At 69.8% G+C, this 21,781-nt stretch carries 19 protein-coding genes; 5 read left to right on the forward strand and 14 right to left on the reverse strand.

The genetic code is table 11. The features are described from left to right. Positions 1–71 precede the first annotated feature (71 nt). Genes BM349_RS02165 through BM349_RS02175 form a run of 3 tightly spaced genes read right to left on the reverse strand, consistent with a single transcriptional unit; the run spans position 72 to position 3,399 of the window. Positions 72–554, reverse strand: coding sequence for a recombinase family protein (locus tag BM349_RS02165; protein WP_091702043.1), 483 nt, complete (start codon positions 552–554; stop codon positions 72–74). 56 nt (positions 555–610) lie between these two features. Continuing rightward, a complete protein-coding gene (locus BM349_RS02170; RefSeq protein ID WP_091702047.1) occupies positions 611–2,347 on the reverse strand; it encodes a cation:proton antiporter in 1,737 nt (578 codons plus the stop codon). 5 nt (positions 2,348–2,352) lie between these two features. Further along, positions 2,353–3,399 carry a malate dehydrogenase gene (locus BM349_RS02175; RefSeq protein WP_091702051.1) on the reverse strand — a complete coding sequence of 349 codons (1,047 nt, stop codon included), beginning with the start codon at positions 3,397–3,399 and terminating at the stop codon, positions 2,353–2,355. A 166-nt stretch (positions 3,400–3,565) separates the two neighbouring features. On the opposite strand from BM349_RS02175, the gene BM349_RS02180 reads away from it, so the two are divergent. Continuing rightward, a complete protein-coding gene (locus tag BM349_RS02180; protein WP_091702056.1) occupies positions 3,566–4,438 on the forward strand; it encodes a KPN_02809 family neutral zinc metallopeptidase in 873 nt (290 codons plus the stop codon). Further along, on the forward strand, positions 4,435–5,409 hold the full coding sequence (pip, locus tag BM349_RS02185) for a prolyl aminopeptidase (protein WP_091702060.1): 975 nt from the start codon (positions 4,435–4,437) through the stop codon (positions 5,407–5,409). Before BM349_RS02180 ends, pip begins: the two co-directional genes overlap by 4 nt. Positions 5,410–5,420: 11 nt before the next feature. Here pip and BM349_RS02190 read toward each other — a convergent pair whose 3' ends face one another. From BM349_RS02190 to BM349_RS02220, 7 genes are all read right to left on the reverse strand, one after another. Next, positions 5,421–7,076, reverse strand: a complete 1,656-nt coding sequence (locus tag BM349_RS02190) for a GMC family oxidoreductase (RefSeq protein WP_091702065.1) — start codon at positions 7,074–7,076, stop codon at positions 5,421–5,423. Beyond that, positions 7,073–8,797 carry an aldehyde dehydrogenase family protein gene (locus BM349_RS02195; RefSeq protein ID WP_091704761.1) on the reverse strand — a complete coding sequence of 575 codons (1,725 nt, stop codon included), beginning with the start codon at positions 8,795–8,797 and terminating at the stop codon, positions 7,073–7,075. Before BM349_RS02195 ends, BM349_RS02190 begins: the two co-directional genes overlap by 4 nt. Positions 8,798–8,940: 143 nt before the next feature. After that, complete coding sequence (locus tag BM349_RS02200; RefSeq protein WP_091702069.1) at positions 8,941–10,368, reverse strand: MFS transporter; 1,428 nt, start codon at positions 10,366–10,368, stop codon at positions 8,941–8,943. 13 nt (positions 10,369–10,381) lie between these two features. Next, positions 10,382–11,656: a kynureninase gene (locus tag BM349_RS02205; protein ID WP_091702073.1), complete on the reverse strand. Its 1,275-nt coding sequence runs from the start codon at positions 11,654–11,656 to the stop codon at positions 10,382–10,384. After that, entirely contained in the window at positions 11,643–12,629 is a 987-nt protein-coding gene (locus BM349_RS02210; protein WP_091702077.1) for an amidohydrolase family protein, read from the reverse strand. The genes BM349_RS02205 and BM349_RS02210 overlap by 14 nt, the downstream gene beginning before the upstream one ends. Before the next feature lie 3 nt (positions 12,630–12,632). Next, positions 12,633–13,493: a tryptophan 2,3-dioxygenase gene (kynA, locus tag BM349_RS02215; RefSeq protein ID WP_091702080.1), complete on the reverse strand. Its 861-nt coding sequence runs from the start codon at positions 13,491–13,493 to the stop codon at positions 12,633–12,635. Between the two features lie 27 nt (positions 13,494–13,520). Continuing rightward, a complete protein-coding gene (locus BM349_RS02220) occupies positions 13,521–13,781 on the reverse strand; it encodes a glutaredoxin family protein (RefSeq protein WP_091702084.1) in 261 nt (86 codons plus the stop codon). A 76-nt stretch (positions 13,782–13,857) separates the two neighbouring features. On the opposite strand from BM349_RS02220, the gene BM349_RS02225 reads away from it, so the two are divergent. After that, complete coding sequence (locus tag BM349_RS02225) at positions 13,858–15,003, forward strand: glycosyltransferase (protein ID WP_091702089.1); 1,146 nt, start codon at positions 13,858–13,860, stop codon at positions 15,001–15,003. Here BM349_RS02225 and BM349_RS02230 read toward each other — a convergent pair whose 3' ends face one another. Genes BM349_RS02230 through BM349_RS02240 form a run of 3 tightly spaced genes read right to left on the reverse strand, consistent with a single transcriptional unit; the run spans position 15,004 to position 18,800 of the window. Next, positions 15,004–15,849 (reverse strand): SDR family NAD(P)-dependent oxidoreductase, encoded by an 846-nt coding sequence (locus BM349_RS02230; protein ID WP_091702094.1) that lies wholly within the window; start codon positions 15,847–15,849, stop codon positions 15,004–15,006. Positions 15,850–15,886: 37 nt separating this feature from the next. Beyond that, the gene (gene menD / locus BM349_RS02235) at positions 15,887–17,626 is read right to left on the reverse strand and encodes a 2-succinyl-5-enolpyruvyl-6-hydroxy-3-cyclohexene-1-carboxylic-acid synthase (RefSeq protein WP_091702098.1); all 1,740 of its coding nucleotides are present in this window, start codon (positions 17,624–17,626) and stop codon (positions 15,887–15,889) included. Between the two features lie 7 nt (positions 17,627–17,633). Next, on the reverse strand, positions 17,634–18,800 hold the full coding sequence (locus BM349_RS02240; RefSeq protein WP_254773687.1) for a xylanase: 1,167 nt from the start codon (positions 18,798–18,800) through the stop codon (positions 17,634–17,636). A gap of 232 nt (positions 18,801–19,032) precedes the next feature. Between BM349_RS02240 and BM349_RS02245 the strand changes: the two genes are divergently transcribed. Together BM349_RS02245 and BM349_RS02250 are read left to right on the forward strand one after the other, a co-directional pair. Next, entirely contained in the window at positions 19,033–19,899 is an 867-nt protein-coding gene (locus BM349_RS02245; protein WP_217645635.1) for an alpha/beta hydrolase, read from the forward strand. Further along, positions 19,896–21,002 carry a M20 family metallopeptidase gene (locus BM349_RS02250; protein ID WP_217645636.1) on the forward strand — a complete coding sequence of 369 codons (1,107 nt, stop codon included), beginning with the start codon at positions 19,896–19,898 and terminating at the stop codon, positions 21,000–21,002. The genes BM349_RS02245 and BM349_RS02250 overlap by 4 nt, the downstream gene beginning before the upstream one ends. Position 21,003: 1 nt before the next feature. On the opposite strand, the gene BM349_RS02255 is transcribed toward BM349_RS02250, so the two are convergent. Next, positions 21,004–21,726, reverse strand: coding sequence for a TetR/AcrR family transcriptional regulator (locus tag BM349_RS02255; RefSeq protein WP_091702114.1), 723 nt, complete (start codon positions 21,724–21,726; stop codon positions 21,004–21,006). Positions 21,727–21,781 lie beyond the last annotated feature (55 nt).

Raw genomic sequence — 21,781 nt, forward strand, 5'->3', positions numbered from 1 at the left:
GAGAGGAGAGTTGCAAGCGGATTCGCGCACGCACCAATCGCCGCGAGCTCAGCGAGTCCCCCAGCGCGCGCTCAGCGTCCGGCGTCGAACAGGTGGCGCCCGCCGTGGCCGAGCACCTTCACGACCACACCTCGTCGGTGCAGCTCGGCGACCGTCCGGGTCTCCTCGTCGATGTCGCGGCCGAGTGCGTGCACGGTCGCGACGACGAGCACGTCGCCGGTGCGAAGGGTGCCGAACAGCCGGACGAGCCGTTCCTCCCACGACTCGAGCGTCTCGGGTGCGGGATGCCGGAACCCCTCGATCGGCACGCCGAAGCGGGTCAGCTCGTCGCGCTGCTCGGTCACGCTCGGCATGTCATCCCGCGAGATCACCAGTCCGACCAGACGGGAGCCGGCCGGGCGCGCCAGCCACCAGTCGCGATCCTGCTGCAGCTCGGTGAAGCACTTCGGGCAGTCGGCGGCCTGGTGGGGCAGGTGCAGGGGGCTCGTCTGGCTGTGCGGGTCGGCGTCGAGCGCGGCTGAGCGCGTCACCGCGGCATCCGTCGTCTCGCTCATTCGTCCATTCTCACCCGGAGGCGACCATTCCCGATACCGGATGCCCGCCCGCCCGGTCACAGCTCGTCATCGAGCCGGAGTTCGAGGCTGAGCTGGTCGGCATCGAGCTCGGCGAGCGCGTGCCGCAGCGCCGCAGTGCTGAACGCGCCATCGCGTGAGAGGGCATTCAGCCTCACCCGCATGACGCCGATCATGGCGAGCCGAAGCTCGAGCATCTCGTGGCCGTACGCGGTCATGTCGTCATCCGGCGGCTGCGTCATGCGGGATCCGACGACGTCGACCATCTCGCTCGAGAACGCGGTGCCGTCCCGCCTGGTCAGCGCGCCCCCGGTGAGACTGGATGCCGCGGCCATGCGCATCTCCTCGTCCAGCCGCTTCTGCTCCTCGGCCGACGGGCCTGAGCCGCCCGACCCTTCGAGTCCGAGCCACCGCACGACCCACGGCAGGGTGAAGCCCTGCAGCATCAGGCTGCCGACGGCCACGAGGAAAGCGACGAAGACCAGCAGCGCCTGGATCGGACCCTGCGGCAGCGTCTGGGCGGCCGCCAGGGTCACGACACCGCGCATTCCGGCCCACACGATCACCGTGCCGTGCCGCCAGCCCAGCGGAGACGCCTGGTAGTAGTCGAGGTCGGCGAGTGTGCGTGAAACGCGGGTCCGCATCTGCTGCAGCCGCTTCTCGCGCCGCTCGGGGGATGCCGACCCGCGCCCTCTGCCGTCGGCTCGCGGTTCCGAACCCCGCGCCTCGATCTCGTCGATGCGGGTGTTGAAGCTCTCCAGATGCTCCCGGTTGAAACGTCGGGCTCGCCTGCCCTGGGAGGAGACGAGGACGCTGACATAGGCTGCGCGGACGATCAGGATGATCCCGATCGCGGCACCCGCGAGCCACGCGCCGTGCCAGAGACCTTCGTGGTCCTCGATGTTGGCGCGGACGATCTCCTTGAGCTGGAGGCCCATCACGAGGAAGACGGCCCCCTCCAGCATGAGTTCGACGGTGCGCCAGTTCAGCTCGTCCGACAGTCGCTGCTCCGGCGTGAACCAGCGCGCGGCGCCCTGCCCTGTGACGATTCCGGCGACGACGGCAGCGACGAGCCCCGATCCGCCGAGCTGCTCCGTCGGCAGGTATGCCACGAACGGCACCACGAAGCTCAGCGCCGTGTTCGCAGCCGAGTGCCCGACCCAGGTGCGAACGCGCAGCGCGAGCAGCCCGACGAGCGCGCCGATCACCACCGCGATGACGACCCCCCACACGAACGCCCACAGGGCGCCGCCCACGGGCACGCTTCCGACGGCGATCGCGGCGATCGCGGTGCGCAGCAGCACGAGCGAGGTCGCGTCGTTGAGCAGGCTCTCGCCCTCGAGCATCGTGACCACCCGAGGCGAGATGCCGAGCTTCTTCACGATCGAGGTGGCCACGGCATCCGTCGGACTCAGCAGCGCGCCGAGGGCGATCGCCAGGTACAGGTCGATCCCCGGGATCACGAGCACGAAGAACAGCGCGAGGGCCGCCGTGCTCACGAGCACGAGCAGGATCGACAGGCCGGCGATCGGCCGGAAGTCCCTGCGGAATTCGATCGCCGGCAGCGACACCGCCGATGAGTAGAGCAGCGGCGGCAGCACTCCCACCAGGATGATCTCCGGATCCACCTCGAACGCGGGGAAGAACGGGAGCAGGCTCACCCCGATGCCGATCGCGACGAGCGCAAGCGGCCCGGCGATGCCGACCTTCGGGGCCAGCGCAGTCGCCAAGGCGATCACGACCACCCCGACCACCGCGACGACGAGCGCCTCCATCGCGGCTACAGCACCCCGAGCGCGCGGACGGCGTCGCGCTCGGCGACGAGCTCGGCCACGGAGACGTCGATGCGTTCGCGCGCGCGAGCGTCGAGCGGGAGGCCCTCCACCACGCGGTATCCCGCGCCGTCGGAGTACACCGGGAAGGAGCTGACGAGGCCCTCCGGAACGCCGTACTCGCCGCGCGAGACGACCGCGGCGGATGTCCAGGCGGTGCCGGCTTGCTCGTCGCGCACATGCTCGATCGCGGCGTTGGCCGCGGACGCGACGGAGGACGACCCGCGCACCTCGATGATCTCCGCTCCGCGCTTGGCGACGCGAGGGATGAAGACCTCGTCGAGCCAGGCGTCCGCCGCCGCGCGGTCGCCGAGGCGAGCGGCGAGCGCGTCGATCACGGGTTCGTCCCGCACGCGAGCGTGTGACACGTCCGGGAACTGCGACGCGGAGTGATTGCCCCAGATCGCAAGTCCGCTGATCTCGTCGGGCAGCACGGCGAGTGCTTCGCTCAGCTGGCCGATCGCCCGGTTGTGATCCAGCCGCGTCAGTGCGGTGAACCGGTCCGCCGGCACGTCCGGGGCGGATGCCGCCGCGATGAGCGCGTTCGTATTGGCGGGGTTGCCGACGGCGACGACTCGGATGTCGTCGGCGGCGGCGGCGTTGATCGCCGCGCCCTGCGGGCCGAAGATCCCGGCGTTGGCGGCCAGCAGGTCGGCTCGCTCCATGCCCGGCCCGCGTGGGCGGGCGCCGACCAGCATGGCGATGCTGCACCCGTCGAACGCCGCGAGCGGGTCGTCGGTCACGTCGACCTCACGGAGGAGGGGGAACGCGCAGTCCTGCAGCTCGAGGGCGGCGCCTTCGGCGCTGCGAACGCCCTGCGGGATCTCGAGCAGCTTCAGTCGGACCGGGCGGTCGGGTCCGAGCATCTCTCCCGCGGCGATGCGGAACAGCAGCGCGTAGCCGATCTGTCCGCCTGCGCCGGTGATCGTGACGGTCGTCGGTCGTTCCCGAGCCGCCGGAGGGTGCGGATCGGATTGCCGCTGAGTGCCTGCCATGACCAGAGCCTATTCCGCGCCCCACGACGACGGAGCGCCGGTCTTCGGCCCGCGGCGGTGCCCGGAACCCGGCGTGGGCGACAGACGGGGCGGACGAGCATAGCAATCCGCGGCGGGCAGAGGGAATGTCCCCGTCTGTCCACACCGACACGGGTACCGTGAACGCATGACTTTCAACGACAACGCGAGCGTCGGCGGCAACACCGCTCGTCGTCGCGGGGGCGGTATCGCCGTAGCCGGCGGAGGCATCGCCGGGCTCGGAGCGCTCGCCGTCCTGCTGTTCCAGCTGTTCACCGGCACCGACATCTCCGGGCTCCTCGGCGGGGGCGGAGTGCCGAACCCGAACGACACCGGCAGCGAGATCGCGAACTGCGAAACCGGCGCCGACGCGAACGCCAGCGACGACTGCCGTCTGGCCGCGGCATCCCTCTCGATCAACCAGTACTGGTCCGAGACGGTCCAGGGGTACACCGAGCCGACGCTCATCATCGTCGACGGTTCCACGAGCACCCAGTGCGGAACTGCGTCCAACGCGACCGGACCCTTCTACTGCCCCCCGGAGCAGACGGTGTACATCGACCCCACGTTCTTCGCGCTCCTGCGTGAGCAGTTCGACGCGACCGCCGGCCCGCTCGCCCAGCTGTACGTGCTCGCCCACGAGTACGGCCACCACGTCCAGAACCTCATCGGCGTCATGGAGCAGTACCCGAACAACGGCACCGGCGAGGACAGCAATGGAGTCCGCACCGAGCTGCAGGCGGACTGCTTCGCCGGCGCCTGGGTCGCCGCCGCCTCGCAGACGCTCGACGAGAACGGGGTGCCGTACCTCCAGGCGCCCACGCCCCAGCAGATCAATGACGCGCTCAACGCCGCCCAGACCGTCGGCGACGACCACATCCAGCAGGAGTCCGGCGGTGCGGTCAATCCCGAGAGCTGGACGCACGGCTCGAGCGAGCAGCGGGCTCGCTGGTTCACCACGGGCCTCGAGCAGGGTGCCACGGCATGCGACACGTTCGCCGTCCCCGGGAGCAGCCTATGAGCGATCCGGGTGAGCTCGACTGCCTCTACCCGGAGATCGAACCGTACGAGTCCGGGATGCTGCTGGTCGGCGACGGCCACCGCATCTACTGGGAGCAGAGCGGCAACCCGGAGGGCAAGCCCGTCGTCTTCCTCCACGGCGGTCCCGGCGCGGGCACGTCCGCCTGGCACCGACGGTTCTTCGACCCGGAGAAGTACCGGATCGTGCTGTTCGACCAGCGCGGGTGCGGTCGCAGCACGCCTCACGCGAGCGAACCGCACGCCGACATGCGGTTCAACACCACCTGGCACCTGGTCGCCGACATGGAACTGCTTCGGCGCAACCTCGGCATCGATCGCTGGCAGGTCTTCGGCGGATCGTGGGGCAGCGCTCTCGCGCTCGCCTACGCCGAGACCCACCCCGGATCGGTCACCGAGCTCGTGCTCCGGGGCATCTTCACCCTCCGCCGCCACGAGCTGGAGTGGTTCTACGAGGGCGGTGCGTCGGCGATCTTCCCCGAGCTCTGGGAGGAGTTCATCGCACCGATCCCGGTGCTGGAGCGGTCGCGCATGATCGAGGCGTACCACCGTCGCCTCAGCGACCCGGATCCGGCGGTCCACGTGCCCGCCGCGGTCGCCTGGTCTCGGTGGGAGGCCTCCACGCTGACGCTGCGCCCGGACCGGGACCTGGTCGCCGGCATGACCGAGCCCGCAGCCGCCACGGCGTTCGCTCGCATCGAGAATCACTTCTTCCTGCACGACGGCTGGTTCCGCGAGCAGCAGCTCATCGACGACGCGCCCAACCTGCGCGGCATCCCGGCGGTGATCGTGCAGGGGCGATACGACATCTGCACCCCCATCATGACCGCGTGGGACCTGCACCGCACCTGGGGCGAGGCCGAGCTGATCGTCGTGGACGACGCGGGTCACTCGGCGAGCGAGCCGGGAATCGCCGCGGCGCTGGTCGCGGCGACCGACCGCTTCGCGAACTGACGACCGGCGCGCTAGCGACCGCGCACGAGGTCCGCGGCGACCTCTCCGACCACGATGGCCGGGGCGTTCGTGTGGCCGCGGATGAGCGTCGGGATGATCGACGCATCCGCCACCCGCAGGCCGCGGACCCCGCGGACGCGCAGCTCGGGGTCGACGACGGATGCGGCATCCGACCCCATTCGCGCGGTGCCCACCGGATGGTAGAGCGTGTGCGAATAGCGGCGCAGCGACAGCTCGGCACGCTCGCCCGGCGTCATGTCCTCGCCGCCCTCGGGCTGCACCCACCCGCTCGTGGTGACGGCGCGCAGCGCGTCGGTCGCGACGAGGCGTTCGCACTCGGCGAGACCGGCGAGCATCGTCGCCTCGTCGAGCCCTCCGGGATCGCTGAGATACCTCGGATCGATCTCGGGCTTGTCGGCCGGATCGGCCGAGCGCAGGCGGATCGTGCCTCGGCTGTGAGGTCGCAGGAGGATCGCGCCCACCGTGACCCCTTCGGCCGGCGTGGCGATGAGGCCCTCGCCCACATAGGGGACGGAGGCGAAGATGATCTCGATGTCGGGCAGCGCGTCGGCCATACCCGCGCGGTCGGCGACCTCGGTGCGCACGAACCCGTACGCCTCCCCGACGTTCGAGGTCAGCATCCCCTTGCGAGCGGTGAGGTAGCGAGCGAGCTCCGCGACGCGCTCGGCGCCGTAGAGCGTGCCGCCGTGGGCGGCGGGTGCGAGGCCGGCGACGAGGTGATCCTGCAGGTTGGCGCCCACTTCGGGACTGTCCACGATGACGGGGATGCCGTGCTGGGCCAGGTGGTCGGCCGGGCCGATGCCCGAGAGCATCAGGAGCTGAGGGGTGTTGACGGCGCCGCCGGCGAGGATGACCTCGCGCCGCGCGAGAGCATGGCGGGTGATGCCGTCGATCTCCACGTAGACGCCGGTCGCACGCGGCAGGTCATCGGCTGCTGAAGCCGTCGAATGGTCGAACGTGACCCGCCGCACGAACGCACCCGTCAGCACACGCAGATTGCGGCGACGCCGAGCGGGACGCAGATAGGAGTCCGCCGTGGACGCGCGAGCACCCCGATGCTGGGAGACCATCGTCTGCGAGAATCCCTGGCCCTCGGGGAGGTTCGGGGGAGTGACCGCGTGGCCGGCCTCGGCGGCCGCCTCGAGGAACGCGGCGGTGTGCGGTCGAGGATCGCGTTGATGCTCGACGGCCTGGGCGCCGTCGGTTCCCTGCGTCGGGTCCATCGCGTCCTGTGTGCGCTCGACCCGCTGGAAGTAGGGCACCAGCCCATCCCACGACCAGCGCTCGCCCGCCGCGTCCGCCCAGTCGTCGTAATCTGCGGCGAACCCGCGGATCCACATCATCGCGTTGAGCGAGGACGAACCGCCGAGTGTCTTCCCGCGCGGCCAGTAGATCGTGCGGTTCTCGAGGGCGGGCTGCGGCACGGTGTCGTAGTTCCAGTCGTATTCGCCGCGGAAGAGCTTCGAGAAGGCTGCGGGCACGTGCAGCGGGAGCGCGGAGTCGGGGCCGCCGGCTTCGAGCAGCAGCACCTCGACGTTCGGGTCCTCGCTCAGTCGCGCCGCGAGTGCGGCGCCCGACGAGCCCGCGCCGACGACGATGTAGTCGGCACCGAGATCGCTGCCCGCACGTGAAGGCGCCGCGCTCATGCGCGGTAGGCCTGCACGAGCGTCCCCACCAGGCGGGCCAGGTTGCCGTCCATGCGATAGCGCGTGAACCCCTCGCTCACCGTCGCGCCGGTGCGCGAGTCGACGAACCACGGCGGCTTCGGCAGGACGGAGCCCTTCGACAGGCTCCGGGTCCGCAGGATCCGCGGGATCGATCGCGGGAACGGCCGGAAGGGACCACGTGTAAGGGAGCGCTCGACGCGGTCGAGCAGCAGCGCGTTGTGCACGACGCCGATGCCGCTGACCACCTCGTCCAGCGTGCCTCCCGGATAGCCGCCCCAGGTGAGGGTGGGGGTGAGGAACGCGAAGGCCGTCCACGAGTTGACCGAGATGGCGCCGTAGCGCAGGTCGGCGATCGCCCGCTCGAATCCATCGCCGAGCGCCGCCTGTGTCTCGGGGTCGATGAGCACGTTCGCACCCAGGGTGCCCACGAGCCTGTCGTTCGCGTGCGCGACGGCGGCGTCGAGGAACTCCTGTCCGTTGCCGCCGAGTTCGACGACGCCGAGCACCGGGGCGAAGTACTCGGTCGTCTCGAGCGCGGTCGCATCGTCGCCCGGTGCGACCTCGATCAGGAGTCGGGTGCCGTCCCCGCTGCGGGTGGCATCCGGATAGCTGGATGCCGCCGACTCGAGCTTCTCGTCGCTGCGCGGGTACCAGACCGGTCGGGCCGGAGCCTTGCCGAAGGACTCGCGCAGGGCGGCGAGGAACTCCACGCGCTGGGGCCAGTCGGCGCTGATGATCACGACCTGCCCGGCGATGCAGTTGTGTCCGCTGTTCTGCAGGCGCATCGTCGCGATGTGCTCGGTCTGATAGCGCAGGTCGGCATCCGTCCACCGTCCGGGCACCACGATGATGGGCGAGACGCCGCCGAGCTCTGCCGTGATGGGCTTCTTCAGCTGCGGACGACCGTCACGGCGCCGTCTGGTCGCGGCGGCCCCGCTGCCCCACACGATCGCGTCGAACGTCGGAGCTGCACCGGTGATGTGGACGTGGTCGATGGCGGCGTGACCGGTGAGGTAGGCGCCGACCTCGCCGCCGCCGCGCACGATGCGCAGGAATCCGGGCTCGATGAGCGGCGCGAGCGCCCGCTCGTAGACGGGGACGAGTGAGTCCTGGGTCGGGTTCACCTTGAGGATCGCGACGCGATTGTGGGCGAGCAGCTCGTACAGGACGTCCAGGACCGGGATGGAGGTCACGTTGCCCGCGCCCAGGACGAGTCCGACTCCGCCGCTGATCGTCGGGTGCAGCTGACCCAGCCCGGCGGAGGCACGCGCCTGTTCGGCGGTCACGCCGGGCTCGAACCAGACCTCACCGGTGTAGCCCGAGAGCAGCAGTCCGTCCATCGCATGGAGGGGGAAGGTGTGCGCGCGGATGCGGCCACCGGGTGCGGCGTCCGTCGTGACGCCGTCGAGCGGGCTCGCGCCCTTTGCGAGGGCCTCCAGGCTCTCCCGGTACGCGGCGAGCGCGACGAGCGTCGCGTAGGGACCGGCCAGCCACTCCTCGCCTCGGAGCGGGTGCCCCGGCTCGAGTCCCTTGGAGAGGGAGGCGACGTCGGCCCATTCCTCGGCGTTGGCCGCCGTCGTGGCGTGCAGGCGTTCCAGGAGCCGGGCGCGCTGGCTCAGCGTCAGGTGCGACCACGATCGCGACCCGGTGCCCAGGTCTGCGATCGCCGCGTCGAGCCGTTCGCGGTCGGCCGCCGGCAGGGCGCCGGCCGTCGCCGCCCCTCTCGCGGCGGGCTCGGCTGCGAGGGTGGCTGACTTCGCGGTGGGCGTCACTGCGCTCTCCTTCGGGCGGGGAGCTCCAGCTTACGTCCGGAACCCAGTGCCATCCTGTGTGCGCCTGGATGTCACCGCAGCAGAGCGGCCCCGTCGATGTCGGCGCGGCGCAGGCGGTAGCGGGAGAGCGTGAGCAGGCTGAGGCCGATGAGCGCTGCGGGCACGACGCTGAAGCTGATCACGATGCCGGAGATCGCGGCATCCGGCTGCGTCACGCTCGCTCCGGCGGTGGAGGAGACGTACCCGGTCAGGGCGAGGATGATCGTGAGCACGGAGGCGCCGAGGGCGAATCCGATCGTCTCGCCCGCGGTCCACACGCCGCTGAAGGCGCCCGCCTGCCCCGGACCCGACGCGACCTCGTCGTGCGAGATGACATCCGGAAGCATCGCCATCGGCAGCGCCTGCATGCCGGCGTACGCGATGCCGGCGACGGCGACCGGAGCGTAGATCCATTCGCCCGGCACCCACAGCGCGAAGACGATCGTCAGCGCCGCCACGGCGAAGACCGCACCTGCGATCGCGAACGTGCGCTCCTTGCCGAGGCGTCGCGAGACCAATCCCCACCCGGGGGCGGCGAACAGGGCGGGGGCGATCAGTGCGATGAACAGCAGCTGGACTGCGTCCTCGGAGTGCATCACCCAGGTTGCGACGTACTGCGCACCGGCCAGCATGAGCCCGGTCGCGAGCGCCTGCAGCACGAACGTCGACAGCAGCGCCCGGAACGGCGCGCTGCGGCGCAGCGAGCGGATGCCGGCCGCATAGTGCTCGCGGATCGGCACACGCGCCGGCGCCGCGAGTGCGGGGGCGGGAAGCGGGGCTCCGGTCGCGGTCACCGGGCGGCGGGCGACCGTCGTGGCCACCAGCATCCCTCCCGCGATCACGACGCCGGAGACCACCCCCATGATCAGGTACCCGGTGGTCGGATCGCCCGTCACGCCCCGCAGCGCCGGGCCGCCCGCACCGAACAGGAGGATCGAGAACGTGAGCACCACCACCCGCCAGGTCAGCAGGCGGGTGCGCTCGTCGTAGCCCGGGGTGAGTTCGGCGGGCAGCGCGATGTACGGCACCTGGAAGAGGCTGAACGCCGTGGCGGTGAGCAGGAATGCGATGAGCACCCAGATCGCGCCGACCACGGCGCCGAGGGCCGGCGGCACGGCGAACGTCAGCGCGAACAGCACGGGGATCGAACATGCTCCGATCAGCATGAGACGCCGGCGTGTGCCGTGGCGGGCGAGGTCGCGATCGGTCAGTGCGCCGATCACGGGGTCGATCACGACGTCCCAGATCTTGGCCGTCGTGATGACGGCGCCGGCCGCGAGGGCCGCGACTCCGAGCGAGTCGGTCAGGTAGTAGGTGAGCACCAGGCCCGGGAGCGTCGCGAAGCCGCCGGTGCCCACCGAGCCGGTGGCGTAGCGTGCGATCGTGCCCGCGGAGAGGCGGTCCGGGCGCGCGGCCGTGTACGCCGACGGCGCGCCGGCGTCGGGAACGTCGGTGCTCATCGCGCCAGTGTAGTCACGGGCGTCCGGCGGCCGTCACGGCGTCGCGCACGGCGATCATGCCGGCGAGCGTCTCGGCGAAGCTCGTCGACAGCGGCGACAGCCCGATGCGCAGACCGCCCGGATCGCGGTAGTCCGGAATGACGTCCTGGGCCCACAGTGTCGCCGTCACGGCGCGCATGGACGGATGCTGCAGCGTGACGTGTCCGCCGCGTTCGGCCGCGTCGCGGGGCGACGCCACGGTGACCCCGAGCCCGGCGAGCAGTTCGTCGGCGAGGCGGATCGAGAACTCGGTGAGGGCGATCGATTTCGTCCGGATCGCGTCGATTCCGACATCCTCGATCAGGGCGAGCGTGTCCTGCAGTGCCAGCATCCCGACGATCGGCGGCGTGCCGGAGAGGAAGCGCCGCATGCCCGGACTCGGCACGTATTCGGGCCCCATTGCGAAGACGTCGGCGTTTCCCATCCATCCCTGGATCGGCTGTGCGAGCGATGCCTGGTGCCGACCTGCGACATAGGCGAACGCGGGAGACCCGGGCCCGCCGTTGAGGTACTTGTACGTGCATCCGACGGCGAGATCGAATCCCCAGGCGTCGGCCTCGATCGCGACCGATCCCGCCGAATGGCACAGGTCCCACAGGATGAGCGCGCCCGCCTCGTGGGCGATGCGGGTGAGCGCAGGGGCATCGGCGAGGTAGCCGGAGCGGTACGCGATCTGACTGAGCACCACCACTGCGGTCTGCGGACCGACCGCGGCGTGCAGCGCTTCGGCGGTGACGCCGGACGCGCGATCGACATCGATCCAGCGCACGCGCCCGCCGCGTTCCGTCGCGATGCCCTCGACGAGGTAGCGGTCGGTGGGGAAGTTGTCGGTGTCGACGACGATCTCGACGCGAGCGGGATCGGAGGCGTGCTGCGCGTCGAACGCGGCTCGGATCAGCTTGTAGAGAAGCACCGTCGTCGAATCGCCGATCACGGTCTGACCCGGAGCAGCGCCGATCGCCGAGCGGCCGATCGTGTCTCCGATCTGGAACGGCAGCTCCATCCACGATTCGTCCCAGCCGCGGATGAGCCGCCCGCCCCACTGCTCGTGCACGAACCGCTCGAGTCGCTCTGCGCTGCGGTGCAGCGGTCTTCCGAGCGAATTGCCGTCGAAGTACACGAGGGTGCTCTCCGCTCCGATGAACTCGTCGCGCACTGCCGCCAGCGGGTCGGCGGCATCCAGGGCGGCCGCCTCGTCGGCCAGGGATGCGAACGGCTCCGGGGCGCCCGCGGCGTCAACCGTGTTCATCGTGGATCAGCTCCTCCGTCGGGACGACCGTCGCGCCGGCGAGCCAGGCGGGGACGGCGTTGATGTCGGCGGGCGGCGCGCCCGGGACGAATGTCGAGACGCCGCGCGATCTCTCGGCCCGCGGCCAGGGATCGGTCAGCGCGCCGAGCAGCTCCGCACCGCGAAGTCCCGCGAGGTGGAGCGCTTCGAGTTCACCGGCGTTCACACCGATCGGCAGCTCGCCGTTGCCGAGATCGGTGCCGTACAGCGCCAATCCGCCGGCCCGGAGGAAGGCCGACAGGTTCGCGCCCGCGATCTCGCGGCTCGACGCATCATCCCGGTGGATGTCGAGCGTCGATATCCACCGCTGTCCGGCGGCCACGGCTCGGACGATCAGTTCGCGATCGAGGACCTCGGTGAACGGGGTGTGCGCGAGCGCCGCGGCACCGGCATCGACGGCGCGACGGGTCATGCCTTCGCCCTCCGCATGCACCACCACGGGAAGTCCGTGCTCGCGCGCCGCGGCGACGATCGCCGTCAGCGTCGCATCGTCGGGCACGGGGCCCGCCTGCGCATTGAGGGCGACCTTGATGACGGAGGCGCCGAACGTGGCCTGCTCGTCGACGGCGGTCGCCGCCCCGCCGGCGACACCGGGATGCGCCGAGGCGTCGGTGATCTCGCGAACCGTCGCGGCGGGGGCCCACGACCGCCCGGCCGGATACCCGCCGGGAGCCGTGAGGAATGCGCCGGCGTATGCCACGCGCGGCATGCCCTCTGATGGCCGTTGCGCGAGCACGGTCGGATCACCGCCCAGGTCGAGCACGCCCGCGATGCCGTGGGCGCCGAGCCGCCGTTCGTCGATCAGATGCAGGTGCACGTGGTGATCGATGAGCGGCGGAAGCGCGACGCCGGACTCACCCGTGAGTGCACGACGGCAGAGGGCGGCTTCCTCGCCCAGCAGCTCCCGCAGGAGGAACGGATCGTGGTGCGGCATCCGTCAGTTTCCGATCTCGGTCCTGACCGCGAACAGCTCAGGAAAGAACGTGAGCTCGAGCGCCTTCTGCAGGAACGGCACACCGCTCGAGCCGCCGGTCCCCTTCTTGAAGCCGATGATCCGGTCGACGGTCTTGAGGTGGCGGAACCGCCAGAGCTGGAAGTTGTCCTCCAGATCCACGAGCTCCTCGCAGGTCTCGTAGGCGGCCCAGTGCGACTGCGGGTCCGCGTAGATCGAAGCGAAGACCGGTACGAGCTCGGGGGTGAACGTCCAGGCCCTGGTGACGTCGCGGTCCAGCACTGCGGCGGGAATCGCGTACCCGGCCCGCGCCAGCATCCGCAGGAACTCGTCGTAGAGACTCGGCGCCTCGAGCGTCGCCCGCACCAGCTGCTCCGCGGCCGGATCCGTTGCGAACACGCGCAGCATCGCAGCGTTCTTGTTGCCCAGGGTGAATTCGACCGCACGGTACTGGGCGGACTGGAATCCGCTGGCGTTGCCGAGCACCCCGCGGAACTGGGCGTACTCGGCCGGTGTCAGCGTCGCGAGGACTGACCACTGCTCGGTGAGCGTGCGCTGGATGTGCTTGACCCGCGCGATGCACTTGAGTGCGGGAGCGAGCCGGTCCTCGCGGAGGAAGAGGCACGCGGCGGACAGTTCGTGCAGCACGAGCTTGAGCCACAGCTCCGTGGTCTGGTGCTGGATGATGAACAGCAGCTCGTCGTGATGCTCAGGTGAGCTGAGCGGATGCTGCGCCGCCAGGAGCGTGTTCAGCTCGAGGTATCCGCCGTAGCTCATGCGGTCGGAGAAGTCGGTGACGACCGACCCTTCGATCGCGCGCGTGTTGCCCTCGACGCCTTCGCTCACGAGGTCAACCCTAGTGAGCGGGGCGAACTAGATCAGCGACAGCTCGCGAAGCTTGGTCTCGACGTCGGCATTGGACGGCTCGACGTGGTGCGACGCGTCCGGGTAGACCACGACGGGGATGCTGGTGCGGCCCGAGATCTCGCGCGCGACGTCCGCCGCGGCGGGGTCGGTCTCCAGATCGACGTACTCGTAGCTCACTCCGAGCGAGGCGAGCTGATTCTTGGTGCGGACGCAGTCGCGGCACCAGTCTGCGCCGAACACCGTCAGGGTCGAGGGGGAGGAAGTCATGCTTCCATTCTCCGGCATGGAGCCTGTGCGACCGCCGGGTGCCCGAGGGGCTCGCGCATGCGACGATAGAGGCTCTATGCAGCTGTCGATCATCGTCCCGACATACAACGAGGCTCCCAACGTCGCGGAGCTCGTTCGGCGCGTCACCGATGAGACCGAAGGCATCGACGCGGAGATCATCTTCGTCGACGACAGCACCGACACCACGCCCGATGTGATCCGCGAGGTCGCGGCATCCGCCGGCCTGCCGGTCCGACTGATCCACCGCGACCATCGCAGGGGCGGACTCGGCGGAGCGGTGCTCGAAGGGTTCGCGGCGGCGGAGTCGGATGCGTGCCTCGTGATGGACGGCGACCTGCAGCACCCGCCGGAGGAGATCAGGGACATCTACGCGCGGTTCGCGCGCGGTGACGTCGATGTCGTGGTCGCCTCGCGGTATGCGGGTGACGGAACGTCGGCCGGCCTGGCCGACCGCACTCGCGTTCTCGTCTCGAAGGTCTCGACCGCGCTCACGCGGGCGATGTTCCCGATCCGTCTCAAGGACGTGTCCGACCCGATGACGGGGTTCTTCCTGATCGATCGTCGTGCCGTGGATGCCGCGACCCTGCGGCCCCGCGGCTTCAAGATCCTCCTCGAGATCCTGGCGCGAAAGAACCTCCGCATCGCCGAGGTGCCGTTCGACTTCGCGGGGCGCCACGCGGGCGAGTCGAAGGCGTCGATGCGCCAGGGCGTGCACTTCCTCACGCAGCTGACGGCCCTCCGCTTCGGGAAGATGTCGCTGTTCGCGGTGATCGGCGGACTGGGGGCGATCGCGAACGTCGCGATCGTGTGGGGCCTCACGCATGTCGGCGTCAACTACCTCGTCGCGGCGATCATCGCGTCGGAAGTGACGATCGTCGGCAACTTCCTGCTGCAGGAGCGCTTCGTGTTCCAGGACATGAAGGGCGAGGCATCGGGCGTCTGGGCGCGATTCGCCAAGTCCTTCTCGTTCAACAACGCCGAGCTGCTGATCCGGATCCCGATCGTCGCGATCATGGTCAGCGGCGGTCACATCTCTGCAGTGATCGCGACCGCGATCACGCTGATCGTCGCGTTCATCGTCCGCTTCGTGTTCCACTCGCTCGTCGTCTACGCGCCGCGCAAGCCGGGCGTCGAGGTCAGCCGGGCCCGCCACATCGTCGAGGAGCTGGACGCGCAGGCCATGGCTCCGGGCGAGCTCTAGTCACCAGTCTCCGCGCAGTCCGAGCGACCGGCCGCCGTCGACGATCAGCTCCTGACCGGTGATGAAGCGTGCGCGAGGACTCGCCAGGAATCCGACGGCCTCGGCCACGTCCTCCTCATGTCCGATCGCACCGAGGACGTTGGTCCGCTTCACGCGGTCCAACTCGGCATCCGTCACCCGGCCGCGGGGAACGATGCCCGGCGAGACCAGATTGACCGTGACGCCGTACGGGCCGAACTCGATCGCCGCGGATCTCATGTAGCCGGCGAGGCCGGCTTTGGCCGCGGCGTAGTCCGCGAACCGCGCCTTGCCGGCGCTCGCGATGATCGACCCCACGCTGATGATGCGACCCGACCGCTGCGCGATCATCTTCGGCGCCACCGCGCGCACGGACGAGATCGCCCCGCGCAGGTTCACGGCGAGCACCCGGTCGATGACCTCCGGCGACTGATCCCACAGCGCGGCGCTCTCGCCCCGGGCGCTCCCGCCCGCGCAGTTCACGAGGATGTCGACGGCCGGAAGCGATGCGAAGAAATCCGCCACGGCCGCATCGTCCTGCAGATCGACGCGCGCGGCATGCGCGGCGCCTCCGTGCTCCCGCGCCTCGGCGACGACCGCGTCGAGCGTGGCAGGCGTGCGACCGAGGACGTGGACTTCCGCCCCGCTCGAGGCCAGTCGGAGCGCGACCGCCCGGCCGATCGCTCCGGACCCGCCCGTGACCACGGCGCGGAGTCCCCCGAGTTCGGGAGGTGAGTCGACGCGGACCACATACGGTCGCGCCATCTCGACCAGGGCCGGCTTCCTGCGGAGTGTCGCCCGGACCCGATCCGTGAACCTGCGTACCATGTTTCGTCTCTCCCTCGCGGTCAGCGGACCGGTGGATTCACCGGAGCCCGAGCCGTCGCAGCAGATTTCCGCCGAATCTCCTGATCCGCTGACGGAGGCTGAGCGCACGCTCACCCCCGCCGAGCAGGGAGTAGTAGGCCTTCAGCTGCGCGATGTCCGCCGTCTTCTCGGAGAAGACCTCGAGCACCCTCGGGCCGGGCGCGGTCATGTCCGTGAGCCATGCGACTCCGTCGGCCGTGGCGTCGGCGGTGGAGGACGCCGAGTATTCGATCCCGAGGGACTCGATCCAGCCGCGGGCGCTCAGGCCGTGCTCCGCGCTGACATGGCGTCCGGCCACGGGCGAGTAATTGGCCGGCAGCGGCACGTGCATCACGGCCCCGCCACCGTTGTTCAGCAGCAGGATCCGCAGATTGGCCGGAGTATCGCGGATCCACAGGGAATTCATGTCGTAGAAGAAGGTCAGATCCCCGATGACCACGAACGTCGGCTTCGCCGTGACCGCGGCATAGCCGATCGCCGTGGACAGGCAGCCGTCGATCCCGTTCACTCCGCGATTGCAGAACACGTCGACCGTCGGATCGATCGAGTACAGCTGAGCCATCCTGATCGGAGCGCTGTTGGCGATGTGGAGCGCGCTCGCCTCGGGGAGTGCGCGCACCAGGGTGCCGATCGCGGTCAGCTCGCCGTGCTCGGTGGGTGTCGCTGCGATCGAGTCGGCAGTGCTCCGCATCCGATCCGCGTAGCCGGTTGCGGCCGGTGCGCCGGCATGCGCAGCGACCACGCTCTGCAGGAACTGCTCGGGACGGCACTGGATGACGTCGGTCAGAGATCGGAAGGGATCTGCGACGGCGCCGTCCGGATCGACCTGCCAGTGCTCGTGCCTGCTGCGACCGACGAATGCCTTGAGCTCGTCCTTGTAGACGATGTTCCCGCCGAAGGTGAGCACCACCTCCGGCGCGAGATCGGGGTTCGACGCCGCTGCGAGGTGCAGGAATGCGAGCGGATTGTCGATGCCACCGGGTAGGTGCACATTCGCGAGGTGGTCTGCCATCACGGCCGCGTCGAACACCTCGGTGAACGCGGCGCCGGCGGCCAGGGCGCGCTCACTCGGCCGCGGGCCCTGCCCCCACACCAGCAGGACACGTCTGCCTGACATTCGCTCGGCGAGCGCGGTCCAGTCCGGCGCGCCGCGATCGAGCCGGTGTCGCGTGATCACGCGGACGTCGGGGAGATGCAGCTTGTTGAACGGCACGCCGCTGTGACTCGCGATCGGCACATTGAGGTGCACCGGACCTCCGCCGCCCTCGCGAGCCGCGACGAGCGCTTCGTTGATGACCCGGTTGCAGTACCAGCGGTCGCGTTCGTTGGAGATCGGCCGCAGATTCCCCGCATAGCGGACGAATCTGTCGAACAGTCCGGGCTGGTCGATCATCTGATCTTCGCTCTGCCCCAGGAATTCGGGCAGCCGGTCTGTGGTGATCGCGACCAGCGGCAGCTTCTGAGCGGCTGCCTCGGCCAGTGCCGAACCGTAGTTGAGCGCTGCCGTGCCGGACGTGCAGATGGTCACCGCCGGCTCGCCGGTCGCCTGGATCAGCCCGAGCGCGAAGAACGCCGCGGAGCGCTCATCGACCACCGAGTGGAGGCGGAAATCCTGGTCGTTCTCGAGGGTCCGGGTGAACGCGTAATGCCTGCTCCCCGGCGAGATCACGATGTCCTTCACGCCGTGGGCCTTCAGCAGCGCCGTCAGTTCCAGGACGAGAGGTTCATTCGCGTACATGCGGGGATCAGCCGATGAGGCCGATGAGCGCGTCGAGCCCCATGCCGTAGTTGATTCGCACCGTGGGCATCGCGAGCTTGTCCGTCCCGATGGTCACATAGCCCGGCTCGATCGTTCGCGCCATCTCGAAGCCGGCCTTGCGCAGGCCCTCCTTGGCGGTCTCGTTGTAGTGGCCGAACGGGTACGCCATGACCTCCTTGACGCCGAGGATCGCGGCGGACTGCTCCATGTCCGCGGCGATCTCGTCGGCGGTCCAGTTGACCATGCGTCCCTGCCCGTTGGCACCGGCGGTGTGCATGTCGTGCGTGTGCGAGCGCTGCTGGACGTACATCGACGGCGAGGGACCGGTCCCGTCGACCGTGATGCAGAACGCCGTGGTCAGCAGCTGCTTCTCGATGACGATGGGCATGCCGAGTTGCAGCCAGGAGATGTCGCAGTCGTCGTCGGTGATGATCACCGAGTGGGTGGGCAGGAAGAGACGGCCGTCGATGAAGGCGCTCAGCTCATCCCATGTGGGCAGGTAGAACCCGCCGGTGGCGATGTGCTCCATGTGCGCTTCGAAATCCCCGATGTACGCGTAGTTCCCTCGCAGCCAGCCTTCCTCGCCCTCGGGCTTGGTCGTGAACTGGTGGTACATCAGGATCGGGATGGCGGCTTCCTCGGCCGCGTTCTCCTCGGGCGTCTTCCACGATCCGTTGAGCGTGATCTGCCGGTCGGTGCAGGCGACCGGCTCGGATCCGTTGATGCGGTTCGCGACCGTGAAGGCTGCGGCATCCTCCGGCGTGGAATACCAGCCCGCGAAGACGAGCCCGTCCCGCTGGGGCACGGGCAGCTTTGCGTAGAGCTCTCCCTGCGTCTGCAGCACAGGCGCCTCGGTGATCCCGTCGCCGGCGAAGGTCACCGCGCAGGCGTTCGGATCGTCGGTCGACGCGAGCAGCTGCTCCGACGCAGTGAGCGGCGTCGAATCGGGCGTCGGGCTCGCCGATTCCTGCGGCTCGATCGGCGGGGCTGCGGAGTCGTTCGAGCGTCCGAGGTTGGCGACGGTGACCGCGACGGCGATGATGATCGCGGCGACCAGGACGATCGCCGCGGTGAACGCGACGAAGCGGCGGCGGCGTCGCACGCGCGGCGATACGCGGTGTGCGCGCGCACCGTTGGGGGTTGGTTGGGTCACGATCGTCTGTCCCCGGCAGAAGGGCGGCGCCTCCGACCGTCGGATCGGCGCCTCCGGGCAATCGTAAAGCCTCTACCCGATCAACCCCTGGACCGGGCTCGGTCAGCGCCGGATCCATTGAGCATTCCGTTGGGGAACAGGTCCCCGAAATCGCAAGTCATTGCTATAGTCAACGCAATTGACTTGGAACTGCGACACAGAGAGGCGGGCGACGATGCGACCCTCGCACGACATGTCCCCCCTCGCCGTTGACTGCGACGGGATCCGGATCGCGGCAGACATGAGCGGCGCCGGCCCGGCGGTGCTGCTGCTGCACGGCTATCCCGAGACGCGGGCGATGTGGCGAGACGTGGTCGACTCCCTCGCCACGACGCACACGGTCGTCACAGCCGACCTGCGGGGCTACGGCGACTCCGCGAAACCCCGCGGTGAACGCTATTCGAAGCGTGAGATGGCGCGCGACCAAGTGGTGCTCATGCGCGAGCTCGGATTCGAGAGGTTCGCCGTCGTCGGGCACGATCGCGGCGGTCGCGTCGCGCACCGGATGGCGCTGGATCACCCCGACGCCGTCGTCGCGCTCGCGGTCCTGGACATCGTGCCGACGCTGCACATGTTCGAGCACGTCGACCTGGCGATGGCGACGAGCTACTTCCACTGGTTCTTCCTCGCTCGGGAGGACGGGCTGCCCGAGGCGCTCATCACCGCCGCGCCGCAGGCGTGGCTGCGCAGCCGGTTCACCGGCCGGAGCCTCGCAGGGGAGGGTCTCATGCCCGACGCGTATCCCGAGTACGAGCGCTGTTTCGACGTCGACACCGTGCACGCGTCCTGCGCCGACTACCGCGCAGCCGCGTCGATCGACCTGGATCACGACCGCGCGGATCGTCTGGCCTCGCGCAGCATCAGCGCTCCGCTGCTGGCGCTGTGGGGCACCGCGAGCTACGTGGGCCGGAATTTCGACGTGGTCGACGCGTGGCGGCCGTATTCGGGGAACGTGTCCGGCGCCGGAATCACAGCCGACCACTATCTCGCCGAAGAGGCGCCGGAAGCGACCGCGGCCGCGCTGGCGGAATTCCTCGGCAGCGCGGAGGTGTCGTGGTGAGCGCCGCAGATCCCGCGCGCGTCCTGGCGCGACTGGAGGAGCTCGTCACCGCCGAGACGCCGACCGACTACGGCGACGGCATCGCGGCGGCGCAGCGACTCGTGAGGTCGTGGATCGATGCAGCCGTGGGTGCCCACGGCGAGGTCGAGACCGTCGGCGGCGTGGCGCATCTCCTCTGGCGCGGCGGCGACGCGCCCGAGGTGCTGCTCCTCGGGCATCTCGACACCGTCTTTCCACTCGGGACCGCTCGCGAACGGCCGTACCGCCTCGACGGCGATCGGGCGACAGGCCCCGGTGTCTTCGACATGAAGGCGGGGATCGTGATCATGGCCGAGGCCCTTGCGCTCGCAGCGCACTCCGGGAAGGTCGCCGTCCTCCTGACGAGCGACGAGGAGACCGGATCTGCGACATCGCGAGGGCTGATCGAACGCGAGGCGGCACGCGCCGGATCGGTGCTCGTGCTCGAGCCGAGCCTCGACGGAGCCGTCAAGGTCGCTCGCCGGGGCGGTAGCATCTACCGCCTCCAGGTGCACGGGCGCGCCGCGCACGCCGGGCTCGACCCGTGGGAGGGCCGCAGCGCCCTCACCGAACTGGCTCACCAGGTGCTCTCGCTCCCCGCGCTCGCCGACGATGCCTGCGGGACGACCGTCAGTCCGACCGTTGCGAGCGCGGGCACGGCCACCAATGTCATCCCCGATCATGCCGAGGTGAAGATCGACGTGCGGGCCTGGACGATGGGCGAGCTGGAGCGCGTCGACGCTGCGATGCGATCGCTCACGACATTCACACCGGATGTCGCGCTCGAGCTCAGCGGTGGCATCAACCGTCCCCCGATGGAGGACGACTCCTCCCGCGAGCTGCTCGTGATCGCCCGCGAGGTCGCCGCTCGGCTCGGCCAGGCCCCGGTCGAAGCGGTGTCAGCAGGCGGTGCCTCCGACGGCAACTTCACCGCAGCAGTCGGCGCTCGCACGCTCGACGGGCTCGGCCCGAGAGGAGGAGGCGCTCATGCCGTCGACGAGTGGATCTCGATCGCCTCGATGCTCGAGCGGATCGATCTGGTCTCCGGCATCATCGACGAGATCGCCGGCGGATCGACGGGCTGACTCAGCCGGAGTTCGCAGGAGCGTGGCGCTCGATGCTCTCCAGGAGCAGGTCGAGCGCGGTCTCCCATGCACGCGGATCGCGGATGCCGGGGAGGTTCGATCCGACCCACGCGATGTTCGGATGCTGCTCGAGGTCGAGCCGCCGGAAGTCCATCTGCCAGGTGAGGTCGTCGGCATCCCGAACATCCTCGGGAAGAGCCGTGAGAGCGGCCTGGATGCTCGTGGCCGAGCGGATCAGCTGGCCGAGTGCGCGCGCGTACAGCGCCGACTGCTCGGGTCCGTAGCCGCCGCGGCGCAGCGCGCCGATGGAGAACTCCATCGACGTGAAGTCGGTCGGGCGGCGCAGCGCCATCTGCAGGGCGAACTCCGGATAGCGCATGTAGTGGTCGTGGATCAGATGGGCCTGCGCGCGGAGGTCGGCCATCCAGTCGTCGGTCGCGATCATCGCGCCGCTGTACGAGCGCGCGCGGAGCGTGTCGATCAGGGCGAGCAGCAGCTCGTCCTTGTCGCGGAAGTGACGGTAGATCGACGTCGGATGCGCGTCCAGCTCTTCGCCGATCGCCTGGAAGGTGAGCCGGTCGAGCCCGTCGCGCTGCACGACCGCGTCTGCGGCGGCGATGATGATCTCGCGGCTGAGCGAGTCGCGAGCCCGCCGCGGTCGAGTGCCCTTGGCCGCTGTCTTCGCGGGCTTGGCACTCGTCTTCGATGCCTTCGGTGTCGCCATCGCCTCTCTCCACTTCCGCCGCGTCCGCGTGCGCCGGCGGTCCCGGTGTGAATCA

The organism is Microbacterium sp. cf046 (assembly GCF_900114345.1).
Lineage (GTDB): Bacteria > Actinomycetota > Actinomycetes > Actinomycetales > Microbacteriaceae > Microbacterium.

Bases quoted from the DNA above. Each gene is read 5' to 3' on its own strand.
- BM349_RS02165 (WP_091702043.1), bottom strand. From the start codon at position 554: ATGAGCGAGACGACGGATGCCGCGGTGACGCGCTCAGCCGCGCTCGAC.
- BM349_RS02170 (WP_091702047.1), bottom strand. From the start codon at position 2,347: ATGGAGGCGCTCGTCGTCGCGGTGGTCGGGGTGGTCGTGATCGCCTTG.
- BM349_RS02175 (WP_091702051.1), bottom strand. From the start codon at position 3,399: ATGGCAGGCACTCAGCGGCAATCCGATCCGCACCCTCCGGCGGCTCGG.
- BM349_RS02180 (WP_091702056.1), top strand. From the start codon at position 3,566: ATGACTTTCAACGACAACGCGAGCGTCGGCGGCAACACCGCTCGTCGT.
- pip (WP_091702060.1), top strand. From the start codon at position 4,435: ATGAGCGATCCGGGTGAGCTCGACTGCCTCTACCCGGAGATCGAACCG.
- BM349_RS02190 (WP_091702065.1), bottom strand. From the start codon at position 7,076: ATGAGCGCGGCGCCTTCACGTGCGGGCAGCGATCTCGGTGCCGACTAC.
- BM349_RS02200 (WP_091702069.1), bottom strand. From the start codon at position 10,368: ATGAGCACCGACGTTCCCGACGCCGGCGCGCCGTCGGCGTACACGGCC.
- BM349_RS02205 (WP_091702073.1), bottom strand. From the start codon at position 11,656: ATGAACACGGTTGACGCCGCGGGCGCCCCGGAGCCGTTCGCATCCCTG.
- BM349_RS02210 (WP_091702077.1), bottom strand. From the start codon at position 12,629: ATGCCGCACCACGATCCGTTCCTCCTGCGGGAGCTGCTGGGCGAGGAA.
- BM349_RS02220 (WP_091702084.1), bottom strand. From the start codon at position 13,781: ATGACTTCCTCCCCCTCGACCCTGACGGTGTTCGGCGCAGACTGGTGC.
- BM349_RS02225 (WP_091702089.1), top strand. From the start codon at position 13,858: ATGCAGCTGTCGATCATCGTCCCGACATACAACGAGGCTCCCAACGTC.
- BM349_RS02230 (WP_091702094.1), bottom strand. From the start codon at position 15,849: ATGGTACGCAGGTTCACGGATCGGGTCCGGGCGACACTCCGCAGGAAG.
- menD (WP_091702098.1), bottom strand. From the start codon at position 17,626: ATGTACGCGAATGAACCTCTCGTCCTGGAACTGACGGCGCTGCTGAAG.
- BM349_RS02245 (WP_217645635.1), top strand. From the start codon at position 19,033: ATGTCCCCCCTCGCCGTTGACTGCGACGGGATCCGGATCGCGGCAGAC.
- BM349_RS02255 (WP_091702114.1), bottom strand. From the start codon at position 21,726: ATGGCGACACCGAAGGCATCGAAGACGAGTGCCAAGCCCGCGAAGACA.